The sequence below is a fragment of the Pseudomonas sp. LPH60 genome (assembly GCF_030718165.1).
Lineage (GTDB): Bacteria > Pseudomonadota > Gammaproteobacteria > Pseudomonadales > Pseudomonadaceae > Aquipseudomonas > Aquipseudomonas danubii.
Genome location: NZ_JAVAJH010000003.1, coordinates 678,034 through 695,586 on the forward strand (window position 1 = coordinate 678,034; position 17,553 = coordinate 695,586).

At 62.8% G+C, this 17,553-nt stretch carries 19 protein-coding genes and 1 pseudogene; 7 read left to right on the forward strand and 13 right to left on the reverse strand.

All coding sequences use genetic code 11. From position 1 onward, the window contains the following. Window positions 1–38: 38 nt before the first annotated feature. From Q8O96_RS13505 to Q8O96_RS13535, 7 genes are all read right to left on the reverse strand, one after another. On the reverse strand, window positions 39–809 hold the full coding sequence (locus tag Q8O96_RS13505; protein WP_305948945.1) for an energy transducer TonB: 771 nt from the start codon (window positions 807–809) through the stop codon (window positions 39–41). 4 nt (window positions 810–813) lie between these two features. Continuing rightward, window positions 814–1,221, reverse strand: coding sequence for a biopolymer transporter ExbD (locus Q8O96_RS13510; RefSeq protein WP_060837609.1), 408 nt, complete (start codon window positions 1,219–1,221; stop codon window positions 814–816). Window positions 1,222–1,389: 168 nt separating this feature from the next. Then, a complete protein-coding gene (locus tag Q8O96_RS13515; protein ID WP_115581635.1) occupies window positions 1,390–2,379 on the reverse strand; it encodes a FecR family protein in 990 nt (329 codons plus the stop codon). Beyond that, complete coding sequence (locus Q8O96_RS13520; protein ID WP_115581634.1) at window positions 2,376–2,951, reverse strand: RNA polymerase sigma factor; 576 nt, start codon at window positions 2,949–2,951, stop codon at window positions 2,376–2,378. The genes Q8O96_RS13515 and Q8O96_RS13520 overlap by 4 nt, the downstream gene beginning before the upstream one ends. A 14-nt stretch (window positions 2,952–2,965) precedes the next feature. Beyond that, window positions 2,966–3,292 carry a DUF3325 domain-containing protein gene (locus Q8O96_RS13525; protein ID WP_102861213.1) on the reverse strand — a complete coding sequence of 109 codons (327 nt, stop codon included), beginning with the start codon at window positions 3,290–3,292 and terminating at the stop codon, window positions 2,966–2,968. Further along, window positions 3,292–4,857, reverse strand: coding sequence for a PepSY domain-containing protein (locus tag Q8O96_RS13530; protein WP_102861212.1), 1,566 nt, complete (start codon window positions 4,855–4,857; stop codon window positions 3,292–3,294). Before Q8O96_RS13530 ends, Q8O96_RS13525 begins: the two co-directional genes overlap by 1 nt. Next, the gene (locus Q8O96_RS13535) at window positions 4,854–5,159 is read right to left on the reverse strand and encodes a DUF3649 domain-containing protein (protein ID WP_305948946.1); all 306 of its coding nucleotides are present in this window, start codon (window positions 5,157–5,159) and stop codon (window positions 4,854–4,856) included. The genes Q8O96_RS13530 and Q8O96_RS13535 overlap by 4 nt, the downstream gene beginning before the upstream one ends. A 190-nt stretch (window positions 5,160–5,349) precedes the next feature. On the opposite strand from Q8O96_RS13535, the gene Q8O96_RS13540 reads away from it, so the two are divergent. The 3 genes from Q8O96_RS13540 (at window position 5,350) to fecA (ending at window position 9,336) form a co-directional block, all read left to right on the forward strand. Beyond that, window positions 5,350–5,868, forward strand: a complete 519-nt coding sequence (locus Q8O96_RS13540; RefSeq protein ID WP_371826178.1) for a sigma-70 family RNA polymerase sigma factor — start codon at window positions 5,350–5,352, stop codon at window positions 5,866–5,868. An 8-nt stretch (window positions 5,869–5,876) separates the two neighbouring features. Next, window positions 5,877–6,842: a FecR domain-containing protein gene (locus Q8O96_RS13545; protein WP_305948947.1), complete on the forward strand. Its 966-nt coding sequence runs from the start codon at window positions 5,877–5,879 to the stop codon at window positions 6,840–6,842. A 133-nt stretch (window positions 6,843–6,975) separates the two neighbouring features. Further along, window positions 6,976–9,336 carry a TonB-dependent Fe(3+) dicitrate receptor FecA gene (gene fecA, locus Q8O96_RS13550; protein ID WP_250329089.1) on the forward strand — a complete coding sequence of 787 codons (2,361 nt, stop codon included), beginning with the start codon at window positions 6,976–6,978 and terminating at the stop codon, window positions 9,334–9,336. 67 nt (window positions 9,337–9,403) lie between these two features. On the opposite strand, the gene Q8O96_RS13555 is transcribed toward fecA, so the two are convergent. Both Q8O96_RS13555 and Q8O96_RS13560 read right to left on the reverse strand, forming a co-directional pair. Then, window positions 9,404–9,811 (reverse strand): HPF/RaiA family ribosome-associated protein, encoded by a 408-nt coding sequence (locus Q8O96_RS13555; protein ID WP_102861208.1) that lies wholly within the window; start codon window positions 9,809–9,811, stop codon window positions 9,404–9,406. Window positions 9,812–10,024: 213 nt separating this feature from the next. After that, window positions 10,025–10,972 (reverse strand): LysR substrate-binding domain-containing protein, encoded by a 948-nt coding sequence (locus Q8O96_RS13560; RefSeq protein WP_102861207.1) that lies wholly within the window; start codon window positions 10,970–10,972, stop codon window positions 10,025–10,027. A 135-nt stretch (window positions 10,973–11,107) separates the two neighbouring features. Between Q8O96_RS13560 and Q8O96_RS13565 the strand changes: the two genes are divergently transcribed. The 3 genes from Q8O96_RS13565 to Q8O96_RS13575 all read left to right on the forward strand — a co-directional run bounded on the left by Q8O96_RS13565 (window position 11,108) and on the right by Q8O96_RS13575 (window position 14,380). Then, window positions 11,108–12,484, forward strand: coding sequence for an L-serine ammonia-lyase (locus Q8O96_RS13565; RefSeq protein WP_305948948.1), 1,377 nt, complete (start codon window positions 11,108–11,110; stop codon window positions 12,482–12,484). A 63-nt stretch (window positions 12,485–12,547) separates the two neighbouring features. Beyond that, window positions 12,548–13,843 (forward strand): serine/threonine transporter, encoded by a 1,296-nt coding sequence (locus Q8O96_RS13570; protein WP_102861205.1) that lies wholly within the window; start codon window positions 12,548–12,550, stop codon window positions 13,841–13,843. Between the two features lie 219 nt (window positions 13,844–14,062). Then, the gene (locus tag Q8O96_RS13575) at window positions 14,063–14,380 is read left to right on the forward strand and encodes a DUF3509 domain-containing protein (RefSeq protein ID WP_305948949.1); all 318 of its coding nucleotides are present in this window, start codon (window positions 14,063–14,065) and stop codon (window positions 14,378–14,380) included. Here Q8O96_RS13575 and Q8O96_RS13580 read toward each other — a convergent pair. After that, window positions 14,377–14,877 (reverse strand): phosphate-starvation-inducible protein PsiE, encoded by a 501-nt coding sequence (locus Q8O96_RS13580; protein WP_102861203.1) that lies wholly within the window; start codon window positions 14,875–14,877, stop codon window positions 14,377–14,379. The genes Q8O96_RS13575 and Q8O96_RS13580 overlap by 4 nt on opposite strands. Window positions 14,878–15,143: 266 nt before the next feature. Between Q8O96_RS13580 and Q8O96_RS13585 the strand changes: the two are divergent. Next, window positions 15,144–15,398 (forward strand): annotated as a pseudogene (locus tag Q8O96_RS13585) (YebG family protein); the annotation flags it as partial. A gap of 177 nt (window positions 15,399–15,575) precedes the next feature. Here Q8O96_RS13585 and Q8O96_RS13590 read toward each other — a convergent pair. The 3 genes from Q8O96_RS13590 to Q8O96_RS13600 all read right to left on the reverse strand — a co-directional run bounded on the left by Q8O96_RS13590 (window position 15,576) and on the right by Q8O96_RS13600 (window position 17,382). Further along, window positions 15,576–16,001: a hypothetical protein gene (locus Q8O96_RS13590; protein WP_305948950.1), complete on the reverse strand. Its 426-nt coding sequence runs from the start codon at window positions 15,999–16,001 to the stop codon at window positions 15,576–15,578. Continuing rightward, window positions 15,998–16,252, reverse strand: coding sequence for a hypothetical protein (locus tag Q8O96_RS13595; RefSeq protein WP_102861200.1), 255 nt, complete (start codon window positions 16,250–16,252; stop codon window positions 15,998–16,000). The genes Q8O96_RS13590 and Q8O96_RS13595 overlap by 4 nt, the downstream gene beginning before the upstream one ends. Before the next feature lie 110 nt (window positions 16,253–16,362). After that, window positions 16,363–17,382 (reverse strand): Glu/Leu/Phe/Val dehydrogenase dimerization domain-containing protein, encoded by a 1,020-nt coding sequence (locus Q8O96_RS13600; protein WP_102861199.1) that lies wholly within the window; start codon window positions 17,380–17,382, stop codon window positions 16,363–16,365. Window positions 17,383–17,553 lie beyond the last annotated feature (171 nt).

Here is a 17,553-nt window from a genome sequence, read left to right on the forward strand (position 1 = left end):
AATCCCTTGCTTACAACTTTCGTTAATAGGTGATGGGTTTATTCCACGTTGTAACTAAAGGTCGCGGTAAAACGTTGCTTGTTCTTGCCGGAGAACGCGTCCGAGGGAAACGGTGAAACTTTCTCCACGCGGCGCAAACTGGTTTGCGCCGCGCGATTGAGCAACATGTTCGGCGCCTTGTTTTCGATGCCACTGTCGAGCACGTTGCCGGCCCGATCGACTTCCAGCCAGATCACCACATCGCCCTGGGGACGTTGCAGCGAGGCCTCGCGGCCGCTGGGGTACTGCTTGTGCTTTTCCAGTTCCTTGCGCAAAGCGGCGGTGTACAGGCTTTCCTTGATTGCACTGGCGGGCGCCGCAGGTGCGGGGGCCGGAGCCGGTGCAGGAGCCGCTGGCGCCACCACCGGTTGCGGCGCTGCAACCACCGCCGGCTGCGCCGCGGGGGCACTCCTGGCCACCTGAGCCGGAGCCGGCTTGGGTGGTTGCGGCTTGGCCAGCAACGGCTTGGGCGCTGGGGGCTTGGGCTTGACCACCGGCTTGGGCTTGGGCGGCTCGATCACCAGCGACTCTTCCTCAGGCACCACCAGCGGTGGCTCGGGCTCGATCGGCAGCGGCTCGGGCTCAGGCGGTGGTGGCTCTGCCGCGGCCACCAGTTCCGCCGCATCCACCAGGGCAATTTCCACCGTGCTTTCGTCATACACCGGCTTGATCTGCAACTGTTGCAACTGACTGGCATAGATCAGCAGAAACAGCAGGCCGGCCGGCAGCAGGCACGCCAGCCACTTGCGAGTTCTATATAAACCGAACATGGCGTCAGGACTTGCGCGTAGCGATGGAGACGGAAGAGAAGCCATTGCCCTTGAGCAAGTCCATCACCGAAACCAGGCGTTTAACTTCCACGCCCTGATCGCTGTTGATAATGATCACCAACTTTTCGCTGCCGTTGTTCAGCACTTTAAGTTGTGCCAACAGCGCCCCTTCATCCAGGTCCTGGCCGTCGAGTTGCAGGCGCTCTTGCAGACCCAGGGTAATCACCGCCTTGTTTTGCGGCTTCAATTGTTGCGCGGTACTGGCCACCGGCAACTGCGTCTTGATTCCCACGGCGGGAATCACGTTGAGACTGATCAGTACGAAGAACACCAGGAGAAACATCATCACATCGATCATCGGAATGATTTCGATGTGGGCCTTCTTCTTTTTTGCGACATCCCAGCTGCGCATCGTCTTGCTCCCGCTTCAGCCTTCCCTCCCTTGTGAGAGCTGAATCACAACCCTCGCCGATCCTGACCATGTGCTCAGGAATCCGCAGATCATCCGCGCCTGATATAACGGTTTGGTGACAGAAAGGTGTGATATCGATGAATGTTCGGGAGCTCTGGGACGGGCCTTTCAGCGCAGGACTATGAACCTGCCGAGGACTTGGTGCTGTTCGAACCCTAAGGCCGCCTGCAGGGAATCGAGGACCGCCTGAGGGTCCTTGCTGGAGAAACTGCCACTGACCCGGCGCGCTGCCAGTTGGTCATTGAGCAGCAGGATGCGTCCGGGGAAATAGCGCCGCAGGTCCTGCACCACCTCGGCCAGGGGCGCGTGGTAATAGTTCAGCCAACCCTGGCGCCAGGCCAGTTGCGCTTCGCTGTCGACACCCTGCAACGGGGTCGCCTGGCCATGACCGTACGCCACCTGCTGGCCGGCACCGAGCACCTGCTGCGCCGCGCCTTTGGCGGCCGTGACCGCGACACGCCCGGACAGCACCGTGACCTGGGCACCGTCGGCTTGCAGACGCACTTCGAACTGGGTGCCCAGGACCCGCGCTTCGCCCTCCCCGGCCGCCACCACAAAGGGCGCGCCCGTGTGGCTGACGCTGAAGAACCCGGCACCACGACGCAACTGCACATGACGTTCGCCGCGGCTGAAGTCCACGGCAATGGCGCTGTCGGCGTCCAGGGTGACCTGACTCTGGTCGGCAAGCATCACCGTGCGTACCTGACCCGGCGCGGAAACGTAATCGGCGCCCAGGTCATCGAGCCAACGGCCCGGTTGCCAGCCGGCGCCCAGGGCGATCACCAGCAGCACACTGGCGGCCATGGCCAACCCTGCCGACCAGCGCCGCCGGGCCCGAGCCCGGGCTCCGTCCATGGCGCGCAGCAGGCCCTGCAGGGCCAAGGCGTCTTCATCCGCCAGGGTCCGCGCCGGCTGTTCACTCAACTCCCACAGCACCTGGGCCTGGGCATAGGCTTCGACGTGGGCCGGATCGGCCTGCAGCCATTGGCTGAAGGTGGCCTGATCGCCGCTGCTGGGCTGGTCGTGGAGCAGGCTCAGCCAGGCCAGGGCGGCCTGTTCCTGGGCTGGCGTCGGGATGACTCTGGAGCGCTGATTCACGGTGCATTCCTTGGCGTGCGCGGGGGCGCAGGTTCCCGCAGGCTGGCCTTGCAGGCTTCGAGGGCGCGCATCATGTGTTTTTCCACGGCGCTTTGGGACAGCCCCATGACCTTGGCGATCTCGGCGTACTTGCGTCCGTGGATACGGTTGAGCAGGAAGATCTGCCGGGTTCGCTGCGGCAGGCTGCGCAGGGCGGCCTCCACGTGTCGCAAGTCATTGCCGGCTTCCAGGGCGGCCTGGGGCTCGCTGCCCTGGTTGTCCTGCTGTTCCGGTAGCCAGCCTTCACTGACCCGCACCCGCGCGCCTTCGCTGCGCAAATGATCAATGGCAATGTTGCCAGCGCAGCGCAGCAGGTAGGTGCTGAGCTCTTCGACCTGCACCAGGGGCCGGCGCCAGAAGCGCAGGAACAGGTCCTGCACCAGGTCCGCGGCGGTGGCCCGGCAGCCGACCCGGCGGCTGACCAAGGCTTCCATCTGCGAACGCTGGGACAGGAACACCTGCAGAAAATGCGCACGACTGCCCCGCAGATCGGGGTGATCCAGGTCGCCGGGGTCCGGTGGCAGGGCGCTCATCACGGTCCGCTCCCTCAGAACCGGGCCAGGGCCGCAAGGGGGCAGGCCAACAGACTGGCCCCCGCCATCGACAGCACCAGACGCGGGCGATAGGGCAGCAGCAACACCAGCAGTAAGGCACTGCACATCAGCACGGCGCACCACTGCACCAGCCCCAGGCTCCAGCCGGTGCCCTGCACTGCCGCCGCCAGCGACAGGCCCAGCAACAACCAGCCTCCCAGGCGCAGGCCCTGTTGGCGCCGAGTCGTGGGCTTGTGCCCCAGCACTTCGCCGTGATGCCGGTCCAGGGACAGGCACAGGCCGGTGAATCCGCTAAAACACAACAGCAGCGCCAGCAACATCAGTTCACCTCGGTGTCAGGGGGCAGAGGCCGCTGCCGGGCCGGTGCGTGCTGGCCGCGATGCAGCTTGCGCGCAGCCCAGGCCAGGAACAGGCCACTGCTCAGGCAGGCCAGGTCGAAGCCCGCCAGCATCCAGTCGCCACGCACCATGAAGCCGTCCATCAGGCTCGGGCTGGTCACCGCGTCCAGCAAGGGGATGCTGGAGAACAGCAAGGCGGCGAGGCTCAATTGCTCGACCCAGGCACGCCGCCCGGGCCGGACCACGGCATGCACCAGGCTCAGGCCCCACAGGATGAAGAAACTGTTGACCTCCCACTCGGCGCGCTCGGCGAAGGCTGCCGGCAACAGCCGGTTGGCCCAGAAGAAGCCGGCCACCGCCAGCACCAGCCCGGACATGCTGGCAATGTTCAGCACTTCCACCAGGCGCAGCTCGAAGGGCATGACCCCGCGCTTGGCGTGCTTGAGCTGGCGCTTGCCCAGCCAGATCACCAGCCCGGTGCCGATCATCGCGGTGCTCGCCAGGCCGCAGATAAAGTACAGCCAGCGCAACACCGGACCGGCGAACAGGCCCATGTGCAAGCCATAGAAACTGCCGCCGATGGCCATGGGCAGGGACTGTTCGGGGCTGGCGTCCAACGGCTGGCCAGTGACCCCGTTGAACGACACGCTGCTGCCAAGATCCCGGGCCACCCGGTCGGCGCTGTGGCGCATGACGTGCACCGACGCGTTCACATCCCCCGGGTGGTTGACCACCAGGCGCTGCGCATGGCCCCCCGGCCACTGCTCCAGGGCGTGCTTGAGCAGCGGGTCCAGGGGCGTCAGCGCTGCCGGCTGCCCAGCCGCCGGGATGCTGTTGCTGGCCGGCCGCAAGTCCTTGAAGAACGCATTGCTGTCGCCCTTGTAGGCCACCAGGATGCTCGCCGGCATGACCATGGACATGAAGATCACCAGGCTGCTGTAGGTGATCATCAAGTGGAATGGCAGCACCAGCACGCCCACCGCGTTGTGCCCGTCGAGCCAGGTGCGCTGGCCCTTGCGGGGCCGGAAAGTGAAGAAGTCCTTGAAGATTTTCTTGTGGATGATGATGCCGCTGATCAGGGCCACGAACATCACCATGGCGGCCAGGGTCGACAACCAGCGGCCCCAGGGATAAGGCATTTGCAACTGGAAGTGGAAGCGGTAGAAGAACTCGCCGCCACGGGTATCGCGCACCTGCAGTTCGCTGCCGGTGCTGGGGTCCAGGAGTTTTTCCGTGAACTCGCCGCGCTCGCCCGGGGCACTCGGCGCCTGCCAGGCCACCGACAGCAGCGGCTGACGCGCATCGGGCAGGGTAATGAACCAGCGCTGCGCGCCCTGGCCGTGCTGTTCCAGGTAACGCTGGGCCAGATCCAGGCTGATATCGGCATGCACGGCCCGAACCGGAGCCTCCGGCTGCATCCAGTGGGTAATTTCTTCCTTGAAGTAGGACAGGGTTCCGGTGAAGAAAATCGCGAACAGCAACCAGCCGAACACCAGCCCGGCCCAGGTGTGCAGCCAGGCCATGGACTGACGCAAACCTTCCTTCATGGCAATGCCACCCAATAGGCGCTGCCGGCGATCAGCGCCAGCACCAGGCTTGGCAGCAACAGGCCGAACCAGGCCTGCCAGGCAGTGCGACAGGCGAAGCACCAGAGCACCGCCAAGAGATAGAACACAAAGGAGGCCATCATCCCGCTGAGCACGGCGTCGGCCCGGGGAATGGGCAGCAGCAGGGTCAGGCAGACGCTGGACAGCGCCGCCAGCAGGTAACCACCCAGGACCGCGGCACAGACCCGCGAGACCACTGCCAGACGATAGGAAGCGGGAACTCCGCCGGCCTTGCTTTTCATGTTTGAACCTTGCAGCGAGGGGATGCCCGGGGCACTGCGCAGGCCGTCGGGGAGAAACAGGCGCACAATACTAATGATAAATATTCTCATGTGCAAAAAAACACCGACAACGCGGCCCATTTCTGTCGGTACGGGCTGATTGCCGAATGCCCTGTCGCAACACTACAATGCGAACAATTCTTGTTCTCTTATGCGCCTTGTGGGTGCAGGAGCGTCCGACTTGTCCCATTGCGCTACCGTCGAAGGCCTCTACCAAGCCCATCACAGCTGGCTGAACACTTGGTTGCGGCGCCGGCTCGGCTGCCCGCACAGTGCCGCCGACCTGGCCCAGGACACCTTTATTCGTGTGCTCAGCGCCCGGGAAACACCAACCCTGATCGAGCCCCGGGCGTTTCTCACCACCATCGCCAAACGGGTGCTGTTCAACCACTACCGGCGCCAGGATCTGGAGCGGGCCTATCAGGAAACCCTGGCGCAGATGCCGGAACAGGTGGCCCCTTCCGAGGAGGAACGGGCCATCATCCTGCAGACCCTGATGGAGCTGGACGCCTTGCTCGACGGCCTGCCACGCCCGGTCAAGCGGGCCTTTCTGCTCTGTCAGCTCGATGGCCTGACCTACGGTCAGATTGCCGAACAATTGAACATCTCCATCGCCACAGTCAAACGTCATCTGAACAAAGCCGCCATGCGTTGTTATTTCGCCCTGTGAGCACCTCGATGAATCCACACCTCAATGGCCAGCCCGACTTCAGCAACGCCGTGGCCGAACAGGCCGTGCACTGGCTGATCGAAATGCAAGGCGGCCCCTTGAGCCCGCGCCAGCAGGCGGCCTGGCAGCAATGGCACGACGCCCATAGCGAACACCAGCGAGCCTGGGCGCATATCCAAAGGGTCAATCAGCGCTTGCGCGGCTTGTCCTCGCCCCTGGCCCACGCGGCCTTGAATGCACCGAAATCCGCCAGCCGGCGCCAGGCCCTGAAGCTGTTGCTGATCCTCGGTGCCGGCTCGGCCGCCGCCTGGGGCCTGCGGGAACACAACCCGCTGCCGCCGCTGTTGGCGGACTACCGCAGCGCCGTGGGCCAGCGGCGCACCTTGCAACTGAGCGATGGCAGCCAGTTGCAGCTCAACACCCGCAGCGCGGTGGATGTGCGTTTCGATGGACAGCAACGACTGATCCGCCTGCTGGAGGGCGAGATCATGCTCAGCGCCGGCCAGGACGCCCGGCCGCTGGTGGTACAGACCGCCCAGGGGCAGGTCCGCCCCGCTGCCGCACGAATCAACCTGCGCCAGTTCAAGGAGCACAGTCAGCTGGCGGTGTTTTCCGGAACGGTCAGTGTGACGCCTGCGCACTACAGCGCACTGCCGCCTCAGGTAGCGGCCGGACAACAACTGAATTTCACCCACAGCAGCTGGCAGCCGCCCCGAGCGCTGGATGCCGGCAGCGGTGCCTGGAGCGAAGGCATGCTGGTGGCGGCCCATATGCGCCTGGCGGATTTCCTCGACGAGTTGGGGCGCTACCGTCGTGGCCAGTTGAACTGCGATGCCCAGGTGGCGGACCTGCTGATCTCAGGCAGTTATCCCCTGGATGACAGCGAGCGGATTCTCGACCTGCTGGCCATCAGTCTGCCGGTCAGGGTGCGGCGTTTTACCCGCTATTGGGTCACGGTTGAGGCTCGGGCCTGATTGTCGGCAACCGCCATCCGTCGCTGGTTCTTTCGCTCAGGAAGATTTTTTCATGGCCGTTGAGCCGTTTTGCCCGGCTCGGGTGACAGAGAGGGAAAGCCACCTTGATTCCCCCTTCTCAGGATCGCCGTTCATGACCGAGCACCCCATCCGCCTCACACCCCTGGCCCGTACCCTGCGTCACCTGTTGCTAGGCGCCAGCCTGAGTCTTGCCAGCCTGCCCCAGGTCCTGGCCGCCACCACCGAGACCAAGCCTTACCACATTGCCCCGACCAGCCTGGAAAGCGCGCTGAACCAGTTCGGTCGTGAAGCCGGGGTACTGATCTCCTTCGGCTCAGAGGTCACCCGTGGTATGCAAAGTCGTGGCCTGGAAGGTAACTACAGCCCGGAACAGGGCCTCAAAGCCCTGCTGCAAGGCACCGGCCTGCAAGCCCGGGCCGAGGGCCAGAATGCCTTCAGCCTGCAACCGGCCAACCCCGAGGCAACCCCGGCGTCGGTGCAGTTGGAGACCTCCAGCGTGGTTGGTGACTGGCTCGGCGATGCCCAGCAGAGCGATGTCTTCGAGCACCCCGGCGCGCGGGACGTGATTCGGCGGGAAGAGTTCGAGCGTCAAGGCGCGACCCAGGCCCGGGACGTACTCAATCGGATTCCCGGGGTCAATGCACCGGACAACAACGGCACCGGCAGCCACGACATGGCCCTGAACTTCGGCATTCGCGGCCTCAATCCGCGTCTGGCTTCGCGTTCCACGGTGCTGATGGACGGCATCCCGGTACCGTTCGCCCCCTACGGTCAGCCGCAACTGTCATTTGCCCCCATCAGCATGGGCAACATGGATGCCGTGGACGTGGTGCGTGGCGGCGGCGCCGTGCGCTACGGCCCGCAGAACGTCGGCGGCATCGTCAACTTCGTGACCCGGGCGATTCCCGATGCGCCAACGGTCAAGGGTGGTTTTCAGACCGAGACCAGCCCCTCCTCCAGCCATGACGGTTTCAAGACCAGCGCCAACCTGCTGGCCGGCGGCACGGCCGACAACGGCCTGGGTGGCGCCCTGCTGTATTCCGGCACCCGCGGCGGCGACTGGCGCGAACACAGCGACACGCAGATCGACGACCTGATTCTCAAGGGCAAGTACCAGCTCGACGAGGCCAACAGCTTCAATGCCATGGCCCAGTACTACGAGGGTGAAGCGGACATGCCCGGCGGCCTGAACGTGGCGGACTACAAGGCCGATCCGTATCAGTCCACTCGTCCCTATGACAAATTCTGGGGCCGGCGCACGATGTTCAATGTCGGCTATCACTATCAGGAAGATCGCCGGGAGTTCAGCGTCAACAGCTTCTTCACCAAGACCCTGCGCAGCGGCTACCTGGACCAGGGCAGCTTCCTCTCCCTGTCACCCCGCGAGTACTGGGTCCGTGGCCTGGAAACCCGCTTCGCCCAGGGCTTCGACCTGGGGGACAGCAGCCATGAAGTGGGCGTCGGCTACCGCTACATCAACGAAGCCGGGCATGAACTGCGCTATCGCACACCGCTGACCGCCAATCAGCAACTGCCCACCAGCAACAGTCGCAACGACCGGGACACTCGTGGCGGCACCGAGGCCCACGCATTCTTCGTCGACGACCGGATCGATATCGGCAAGTGGACCCTGACCCCGGGCATCCGCTACGAGATGATCGAGTCCCAGCAGAGCAACAACCTCACCCACGTCAAATACCAGGGCGACTACAACACCGCGCTGCCGGCGCTGAATGTGCTGTATCACCTCAACGAGAGCTGGAACCTCTACGCCAACACCGAAGGCTCCTTCGGCAGCGTGCAATACAGCCAGATGCCCAACCGGGTGGCCAGCGGCGAGGTCAAACCGGAAAAGGCCCGCACCTGGGAACTGGGCACCCGCTATGACGATGGCAACCTGAGGGCGGAGATCGGCGCCTTCCTGATCAACTTCGACAATCAGTACGACAGCAACCAGACCAACGACACGGTGATCGCCCGGGGCGAAACCCGCCACCAGGGTATCGAGAGCAGCATCAACTATGCCCTGGACGGCCTCGATCCGGCGCTGGCCGGTTTCAATGTCTACGCCACCTATGCCTACGTCGATGCCACGATTCGTGAGGACGGTCCGAACAAGGGCAACCGCGTGCCCTTCTCCTCCAAGCACAAGGGCACCCTGGGGGTGAGCTACACCGAAGGTCCGTGGAAGCTCAACCTCGACAGCAGCTACCAGAGCAGCCAGTTCGCCGACAACGCCAACACCTCGCGTGAAAGTGCCGACGGCAGCAACGGCCGCATCCCCGGCTACATGCTGTTCGGCACCCGTGCCGGCTACGACTTCGGCCCGCAATTGTCGGATCTGAATGTGGCGGTGGGCGTGAAGAACATCTTCAACCACCAGTACTTCACCCGCTCCTTCGATGACAACAACAAGGGCAAGTACGTGGGTGAGCCACGCACGCTCTATGTACAAACGTCAGTGGCGTTCTGACTTTTCTCGCCACAAAACAAAACGGGCCTGCAATGCAGGCCCGTGGGTTGGGGGAGAAACTCAGCCGTCAGCTATTGAGCGCGGCCTGTTGGTTTTCCAGGAATTCTTCTTCGAGCAGGGCATCCGCCTCGGTGCCGTCGCTGCTGGGCACGGCCGCCGCACGTTTGCCGCGCAATTTACCGAACATGTGCTCCAGGGCACTTTCCAGCTTGATGGTCGCACCATCAATGGCCTGTTCCAGGGTGTCGGCCTTGTGGGTCACGGAAATCGGCTGGTGACCTTTCGGACGGGCTTCCAGCTGGCAGCGCATATCGTCCGGACCTGATTTGCCACCGTTCTCGTCCCGCAGGTGGACCACGACCCGGGTCAGGTCTTCTTCGTAGCGTTCGAGCGTGCTTTCAACGGTGCTGCGCACCCACTCCTCCAACCGAAGGCTGCTTTGAATATGGTTATCGCTATGGACTTGGATTTGCATAGTTCTTCCCTTATTTCAGCTTGCTCGTAAGAGGGTCAAGGCAGGACGTTTGGACCTGCATTTCGTGACCTCTTGATTACACAATTAGGCACGGCGGCGAACATTTCAACCCCTTAAAAAAGATAAATATTCATACGCAAATAAAGCCGGACAAACTGCAAAGGCGCTGTTAAGGTCGGGAGTTAGCTCGATTCGGCTTCCTCGCTCAACCCCTCATAATTGCCCCTCTCCCAGGGGGTGCAAGCCGCGAAAGATCTCCGCTTCTTCCACCAGCCAGTCATGCACCGCACGCACCCCCGGATGGCTCAGGGCGCCCGGTGCATAGAGCAGTACATAACGCTTGTGATTGGGCACCGCCAGGCCGAAAGGCACGATCAGGGTGCCGCGCTCCAGTTCGTCATTGAGCAGGGTGCGCCGGGCAATCGCCACGCCCATGCCGGCGATCGCCGCCTCGATGGTCAGGTGGTTGCGGTTGAAGGTGTGGCCACGACGCACATCCGCGCCTTCGAAGCCGATGGCATTGAGGTAGAACTCCCATTCAGCGTATTCAAAGCTGCCGCGCCAGGCGGTGATGTCGTGCAGCAGGGGGAAATGCGCCAGATCTGCCGGCCCGTGCAACGGCGGACGGCCCCGCAGCAGACTCGGCGCGCAGACCGGGAAAATCTGCTCATCCAGCAACGCAGTGGACTGCAAGCCGGGGTAGCTGCCGTCGTTCAGGTCGATGGCCAGGTCGAAGTCGCCTTCGTGCAAGGCCACGCTGCTGTCTTCGGCCACCAGCCGCAGCTGGATCTCCGGATAACGCTGCTGCAGCCGCGGCAGGCGCGGGGTCAGCCACTTGCCGAGAAACGAAGGGATCGAACGCAGACGCAGGGTGCCACTGATCATTCCCGCGTCCAGGCGCCGCAGTTCCGCATCGATGCTGCCGTAGGCCTCGCTCACCGTCAGCGCCAGCCGCTGGCCTTCGGCACTCAGTTCCACTCCCCGGGGCCGACGGTGAAACAGGCGCAGACCCAGGCGCTCTTCCAACTGGCGGATCTGCTGGCTGACCGCACCGGGGGTGATGTGCAGTTCTTCGGCACAGCGGGTAAAGGACAGGTGCCGCGCGGCACAGGAAAACACATGCAGCCAGACATAGGTCTGGGCATGAAACTGACGGCTCATCGTTTAGTCCTGCTAAAGGATCTCTTAGGAAGTTTCGTTGGTCAGTTCCGACCGACCCGGGCAGTATCGCCGACATTGCGCTTGGCCTACAAAAAATGGCAGCGATCCACCTTCCATTGCTTGTAAGGCTTTAGCATGGCTATCAGTGTTTTCGATCTTTTCAAAGTCGGTATCGGTCCCTCCAGTTCCCACACCGTGGGCCCGATGCGCGCCGCCGCCACCTTCGCCCAGGCACTGTTCGACCTGGGCCTGGAGGATCAGGTACAGCGGGTGCAGATCCGCCTTTACGGCTCCCTCTCCGCCACCGGTGTCGGCCATGCCACCGACCGCGCCAGCGTCATGGGGCTGATGGGCGAATGGCCCGACAGCATCGACCCGGGCAGCATCGGCCCACGCATCCAGCAACTGCGCGACAGCGGCCAATTGCTGCTGGGGGGGCGCACGAACATCGCCTTCGACTGGCAACAGGACCTGCTCCTGCTGGACCAAAGCCTGCCCTACCACCCCAACGCCATGTCCCTGACCGCCTCAGGCGAGCAAGGCACGCTGCTGGAACAGACCTACTACTCGGTGGGTGGTGGCTTCATCATCGAGGCCGCCCAGGTCGAGGCCGGAACTGAAGCCGGCGCCAGCGTCGAATTGCCTTACGACTTCAACAGCGCTGCTGAACTGCTGGCGCTGTGCAAGACCCACAAGCTGCGGGTCGGCGAGCTGATGCTGGCCAACGAAAGGGCTTGGCGCAGCGACGCCGAAATCCGTAGCGGCCTGCTGCATATCTGGTCGGTGATGCGCGAATGCGTCGAACAGGGCCTGCGCCACGAAGGCATCCTGCCTGGCGGCCTCGATGTCCCCCGGCGCGCCGCCAAGCTGCACCGCAGCCTGCTGGAAATCGGCAAGCCGAATGTCATCACCTCGACCCTCTCGGCCATGGAGTGGGTCAACCTCTACGCCCTGGCGGTAAACGAGGAAAACGCCGCCGGCGGGCGCATGGTCACCGCTCCTACCAACGGTGCGGCGGGGATCATCCCGGCGGTGCTGCATTACTACATGAAGTTCAATCCCCAGGCCTCTGACGACGATGTCGTGAGCTTTTTCCTCGGCGCCGCAGCCGTGGGCATCCTGTGCAAGAAGAACGCCTCCATCTCCGGCGCCGAAGTCGGCTGCCAGGGCGAAGTGGGCTCGGCCTGCGCCATGGCCGCAGCGGGTTTGGCGGAAGTCCTCGGCGCCACCCCCGAGCAACTGGAGAACGCCGCCGAGATCGGCCTGGAACACAACCTCGGCCTGACCTGCGACCCGGTGGGCGGGCTGGTGCAGGTGCCCTGCATCGAGCGCAACGCGATTGCCGCGGTGAAAGCGATCAACGCCACCCAGATGGCCCTGCGCGGCGACGGCAAACACTTCATTTCCCTGGACCGGGTGATCCGCACCATGCGCGATACCGGCGCCGACATGCATGACAAATACAAAGAAACTTCACGGGGCGGCCTGGCAGTGAGCTGGGTGGAATGCTGAGGAGCCTTCCCTGACCGTCCGTAACACGTGAGCCCGAGCAAAAATAATAACGAGGCGATACCGATGACCGATGTACCCACACCTGCTGCCGAAAATCCCGCAGTAGCCACACCCCGCGACACGGCGACAGCCCGGCAAGGCTGGAGCAAGCACGACACCACCTGGATGCTCGGCCTGTATGGCACCGCCATCGGCGCCGGCACCCTGTTCCTGCCGATCAACGCCGGGGTCGGTGGCTTCTGGCCATTGATCGTGCTGGCGCTGCTGGCCTTCCCCATGACCTTCTTTGCTCACCGCGGCCTGACCCGTTTCGTCCTCTCCGGGCGCTCCGGGGACATCACCGAGGTGGTGGAAGAACACTTCGGGGTCGGTGCCGGCAAGCTGATCACCCTGCTCTACTTCTTCGCCATCTTCCCGATCCTGCTGGTGTACAGCGTGGCCCTGACCAACACCCTGGGCAACTTCATGGAGCACCAGCTGCACATGACCCCGCCGCCTCGGGCGCTGCTGTCGCTGCTGCTGATCCTCGGCTTGATGGCCATCGTGCGGTGTGGCCAGGACGTGATCGTGCGGGCCATGAGCCTGCTGGTCTATCCGTTCGTCGCCGCCTTGCTGCTACTGGCCCTGAGCCTGATTCCCAACTGGAACGGCGCGTTCTTCGCCTCGGCCAGCGAGGGCATGCCCCTGCCGCTGTTCTTCAAGACCCTGTGGCTGGCGATTCCGGTGATGGTGTTCTCCTTCAACCATTCGCCGATCATCTCGGCCTTCGCCCTGGATCAGAAACGCCATTACGGCGCCCAGGCCGAACGCAAGAGCAGCGGCATCCTGGCCACGGCCCACGCCATGATGGTGCTGACGGTGATGTTCTTCTGCTTCAGCTGCGTGCTGGCCCTGTCGCCGGCGGACCTGGTGGCGGCCAAGGAACAGAACATCTCGATCCTGTCGTACCTGGCCAACCACTTCCAGACCCCGGTCATCGCCTACGCCGCACCGCTGATCGCCCTGGTGGCCATTACCAAGTCGTTCCTGGGCCACTACATCGGCGCCAGCGAAGGCTTTCAGGGGCTGATCGTAAAAAACCTGCGGGGGCGCTCGCTGTCGTCCACCCGCCTGGAAAAGATCACCGCGCTGTTCATGATCCTCACTTGCTGGGCCGTGGCCACCTTCAACCCGAGCATCCTGCACATTATCGAGACCATGGGCGGACCGGTGATCGCCTGCCTGCTGTTTTTGATGCCGATGTACGCGATCCAGCGGGTGCCTTCGCTGCGCCAGTATTCGGGCCAGCTGTCGAACCTGTTCGTGGTGCTGATCGGCCTGATCGCACTGTCTGCGATCATTTACTCGGTCGTGCCCTGAAACGGGCAGGAATAAAAAAAGCGGACCTTGTGGTCCGCTTTTTTGTCCCCGCAATCATTGCCCGGCGAGGTTCCCGGCATGCCCCTTGCTTTGTTCATCCTTGAGCAACACGGACGTAGGCAAACCTCGGCACACGACCGGCCAGCGGTCTGGAATCGCGAACTAATTCCGCGCCCTGCCAGTCAATGACTGCACGATCCAATCAGGCGGTGACGCATCATGGACAACCCATTTCAACTGATTACCGACACCTTCACCCCGGATTATCAGGTCAACCTGAGCATCCAGGGCCTGGACGGCAGCATCATGCTGACCTTGTCCCAGGCCGGCCGGGTGGTGGCCAAGCGCATGATCAGCGCATCCCAGCGCAATGATCCGCAGCGCATCAAGCGCCTGGTGCAAAGCATCCAATTCGGCATCGCCATCGAGCAAGGCCACAGCGCCGTGGCCATCCTCGAAGCCATGACCAACGGCGACAGCCTCGCACTGCTGCCGTCCGCTGGCCATAAGCCCGCGCCCCAGGCCTTGCGTTTCTAGAGCTCGCCCTTCTCCACTTCCGGGTGCTCGCCGGAGCCCGCGCCGATCTTGCGTTGCGGATGCTCGATCTTCACCGAGGGAAACTGCGACGAGGCGTAGCGCACCACCAGAATGGCGAAGGCCAGCAGCAGGATGCCGCCACACAGGTAGATGATCCCCAGGTCTGGCGGGCTGTGGTGCGAGACGTTGGAAATCAGTAGCCGGGTCAGCGCGGTGATCGCCACGTAGATCAGGAAACGCACTGGCATATGGTTGGTCTTGAAGTAGATACCGACCATCGCCCCCAATTCCAGGTAGATGAACAACAGCAGGATGTCATCGATCTTGATGTGGCCTGCCTCGAGCATCTGCAGGAATTCCATCACCGCCGCCCAGGCAGTCACCGCGCCAATGGCGAACAGCGCCAGGTAATGGAACGACTCGACAAACAGGTTGCCCAGGGACTCGGCCAGTTGATGGACGTTCTGCCGCAGGTTCTCGGCCCAATTGATTTTCACGATGGTTCTTCCTTAGGTCGGTTCGACCGGATGATGCGGATTGGACGTGACGGTTGTTCTGCATGCAGAAAAAAGGCCAGGAGCCGTCAATGAGATGGTGGCCGCCCGCAACGAGGCACGGCCCCATCACAATCGACCCGGGAAAAAAATTCCGTCTACATTAAAAAGCCACTATCCAAGGGAAAAGGATTCGCCTATTCTCTCGACCTGTATATAGATACAGTGTTTATACAGACCCATTATCGTGAAGGCATGTGAGGTGGTGAATGGCCGTCGAAGTGGTATACCGCAGCAGCCGAGATCTGGAGCGCTTGTTCATGGATAAAGCCGAAGCTGACCGTCATGACAAAATGCTCGAACTGGCTGAAGTGCTGGCGCAAGTGTTGCAAAAAGCCGTGCCGTCGCTGAGCGAGCAACAGGTGGAAGAAGCCGGGATCTACATGGCGAAGAACCGCGATGTATTCGCCAGGGCCTTCAAGAGCCAGCCGGATGCGTTGTCCGAATTGCTCAGCGCCCCCGCTCCCGCGCTGGAGGTGGTTGAAGCGCAGCAACCTGCTGAAGTCGAGGCGCCGACCAAACCGGCGAAAGCGGCCAAGGCAGCGAAATAGGCTTTACGCGAATTGAATAAGCTCTGTGTCCATGGCACAGGGCTTTTTTCATGTTTGCCGATCAAGGAGTGCCCTTGATGCAGCCGCCGGTCAAACGACTGCCGCGCCTTTCGGCTCGGGCAAATCGATCAGGTTGCGACGCAATATCGCAGTGATCTTGCCTATGAAAATCACGGGCAAATCGGTCGCGCCTCCATACAGGTCGACCATTCCAACCTCAACCGCGCTGTCGACAAGACTGGAGAACGCCTCGATATCTTCAGGCGCTATCAAAGCAACAAGGCTTTGTGGCAAATCATCCCCTCGACCATTCAATGCCAGTTGCGCTCCGGCCCTGTCCCAGGCCAGTAAACGATCTTTTTCCGGGTAGTCCTCAAGGTGCTTTAACAAGTCATCTACAGCAGGATGAGCAATACCTTTGCTCAGGCAGTAAGCCTCCAGGCACGCCGCAGCGTACAACTGCCGGTCCCTGACAGAACACCCGATCAATGGTTGGTCGGTATGGGCCTGGGTCATGGCGCAACCTCCCACACCCTGCAGCCTGGGGAGCAGTATCCGGACGCTATATCCATGGCTTCCAGGATTCTGTCTTCAAGTTCTGCAGATGCGTCATGCCTGAGCGACGCCAGATAGTTGTACACCGCCTGCGCGCCAACGCCCCAGTCCCGGCACCGCTCAAGAAGCTGGCGTATCGATTGAATATCCGCACCTTTGCGCAACAGCGAGGACAACTGCTCATCCAGGCCACTATCCAGCACTTGAGGCATCGTCGAATTCACTCCTTGTCGTTGGCCTGCGAGGGTTCAGGCTCAGCCCGGCAACCTTTCCCGGGCCCTGATACTACAGAGGGCAAGCCAAAGGGATAAGACACAGCTACCTAACGGTACAGCACCCGCTCCGCCAGTTCGTCCGCGACCCGCGCCGGGGAGCGTTTTTCCGCCTGGGCGTGGGCGAAGATCTCCGTCAGCCGCAGGCTGATCTTCGACAGGTGCGCGGTGATCACCGGAAGCTGCTCATTGCGATGCTTGAGGGACACATAGATCAGGCCACCCGAATTGATCACGTAGTCCGGCGCATAGAGAATCCCGCGCCGCTCCAGTTGATCGGCCACTTGCAGGTTGGTCAGTTGATTGTTGGCCGAACCGGCCACCGCCGCGCAGCGCAACTGGGCCACGCTGAGGCTGTTGAGCACGGCGCCAAGGCCGCAAGGGGCGAGGATGTCGCAAGGGGTGCTGAGCAACGAATCGTTGGCGACGGGATGCGCCCCGAGTTGCTCCATGGCCAACTGCACCTTGCCGGCATCAATGTCGCTGACCAGCAGCTCGGCACCGGCGGCGTGCAGTTGCTCGGCCAGGGCAAAGCCGACGTTGCCCAGGCCCTGGATCGCCACCCGCAGGCCTTCCAGGTTGTCGCTGCCCAGGCGGGCCATGGCGGTGCTGCGAATCCCGGCGAATACACCCATGGCAGTGTGGGGCGACGGGTCTCCGGCGGCGCTGGTGCTGGTGACGTAGCGGGTCTGCTGAGCGATGCAGTCCATGTCGGCCACCGAGGTGCCGCTGTCGATGGCGGTGATGTAGCGCCCGTCCAGTTGCTCGATGCAACGGCCAAAGGCCTCGAACAGCGCCGCGCGGTTTTCCACATGGGCCGGACGGATGATCACCGCGGTACCGCCGCCTTGAGGCAAGCCGGCCAGGGCCGCCTTGTAGCTCATGCCCTGGGCCAGTCGCGCAGCGTCTTCCACGGCACTGGTGGTGTCGGGATAGGCCAGATAACGGCAACCGCCCAGGGCGGGCCCCAGGCGGTTGTTGTGGATGGCGATCACTGCCTTCAACCCGGTGCTGGGGTCGACGCTGAGGTGCAGCGATTCAAGGCGAGTGCTGTGCATGAGAGCGAACATCGACGGGCTCCCGAATCACTTCTTGTAGTCGCCAGTATAGGCTTGCGCCTGGAATTTGCTGCGCCAGGCTGGAATAAGCCGCAGGCTTTTGCAGGCATTGGGAAATAACCTGCTACCACCTGTGTCAGCACTGGACGAACTTGCGCCACGAGGCTAAAACGAGGCATCCGT

Coding starts and splice junctions, on each gene's coding strand:
- Q8O96_RS13590 (WP_305948950.1), bottom strand. CDS start 16,001: ATGACCCAGGCCCATACCGACCAACCATTGATCGGGTGTTCTGTCAGG.
- Q8O96_RS13510 (WP_060837609.1), bottom strand. CDS start 1,221: ATGCGCAGCTGGGATGTCGCAAAAAAGAAGAAGGCCCACATCGAAATC.
- Q8O96_RS13600 (WP_102861199.1), bottom strand. CDS start 17,382: ATGTTCGCTCTCATGCACAGCACTCGCCTTGAATCGCTGCACCTCAGC.
- Q8O96_RS13595 (WP_102861200.1), bottom strand. CDS start 16,252: ATGCCTCAAGTGCTGGATAGTGGCCTGGATGAGCAGTTGTCCTCGCTG.
- Q8O96_RS13505 (WP_305948945.1), bottom strand. CDS start 809: ATGTTCGGTTTATATAGAACTCGCAAGTGGCTGGCGTGCCTGCTGCCG.
- fecA (WP_250329089.1), top strand. CDS start 6,976: ATGACCGAGCACCCCATCCGCCTCACACCCCTGGCCCGTACCCTGCGT.
- Q8O96_RS13540 (WP_371826178.1), top strand. CDS start 5,350: ATGCGCCTTGTGGGTGCAGGAGCGTCCGACTTGTCCCATTGCGCTACC.
- Q8O96_RS13535 (WP_305948946.1), bottom strand. CDS start 5,159: ATGAAAAGCAAGGCCGGCGGAGTTCCCGCTTCCTATCGTCTGGCAGTG.
- Q8O96_RS13530 (WP_102861212.1), bottom strand. CDS start 4,857: ATGAAGGAAGGTTTGCGTCAGTCCATGGCCTGGCTGCACACCTGGGCC.
- Q8O96_RS13520 (WP_115581634.1), bottom strand. CDS start 2,951: ATGAGCGCCCTGCCACCGGACCCCGGCGACCTGGATCACCCCGATCTG.
- Q8O96_RS13525 (WP_102861213.1), bottom strand. CDS start 3,292: ATGTTGCTGGCGCTGCTGTTGTGTTTTAGCGGATTCACCGGCCTGTGC.
- Q8O96_RS13565 (WP_305948948.1), top strand. CDS start 11,108: ATGGCTATCAGTGTTTTCGATCTTTTCAAAGTCGGTATCGGTCCCTCC.
- Q8O96_RS13575 (WP_305948949.1), top strand. CDS start 14,063: ATGGACAACCCATTTCAACTGATTACCGACACCTTCACCCCGGATTAT.
- Q8O96_RS13545 (WP_305948947.1), top strand. CDS start 5,877: ATGAATCCACACCTCAATGGCCAGCCCGACTTCAGCAACGCCGTGGCC.
- Q8O96_RS13555 (WP_102861208.1), bottom strand. CDS start 9,811: ATGCAAATCCAAGTCCATAGCGATAACCATATTCAAAGCAGCCTTCGG.
- Q8O96_RS13570 (WP_102861205.1), top strand. CDS start 12,548: ATGACCGATGTACCCACACCTGCTGCCGAAAATCCCGCAGTAGCCACA.
- Q8O96_RS13560 (WP_102861207.1), bottom strand. CDS start 10,972: ATGAGCCGTCAGTTTCATGCCCAGACCTATGTCTGGCTGCATGTGTTT.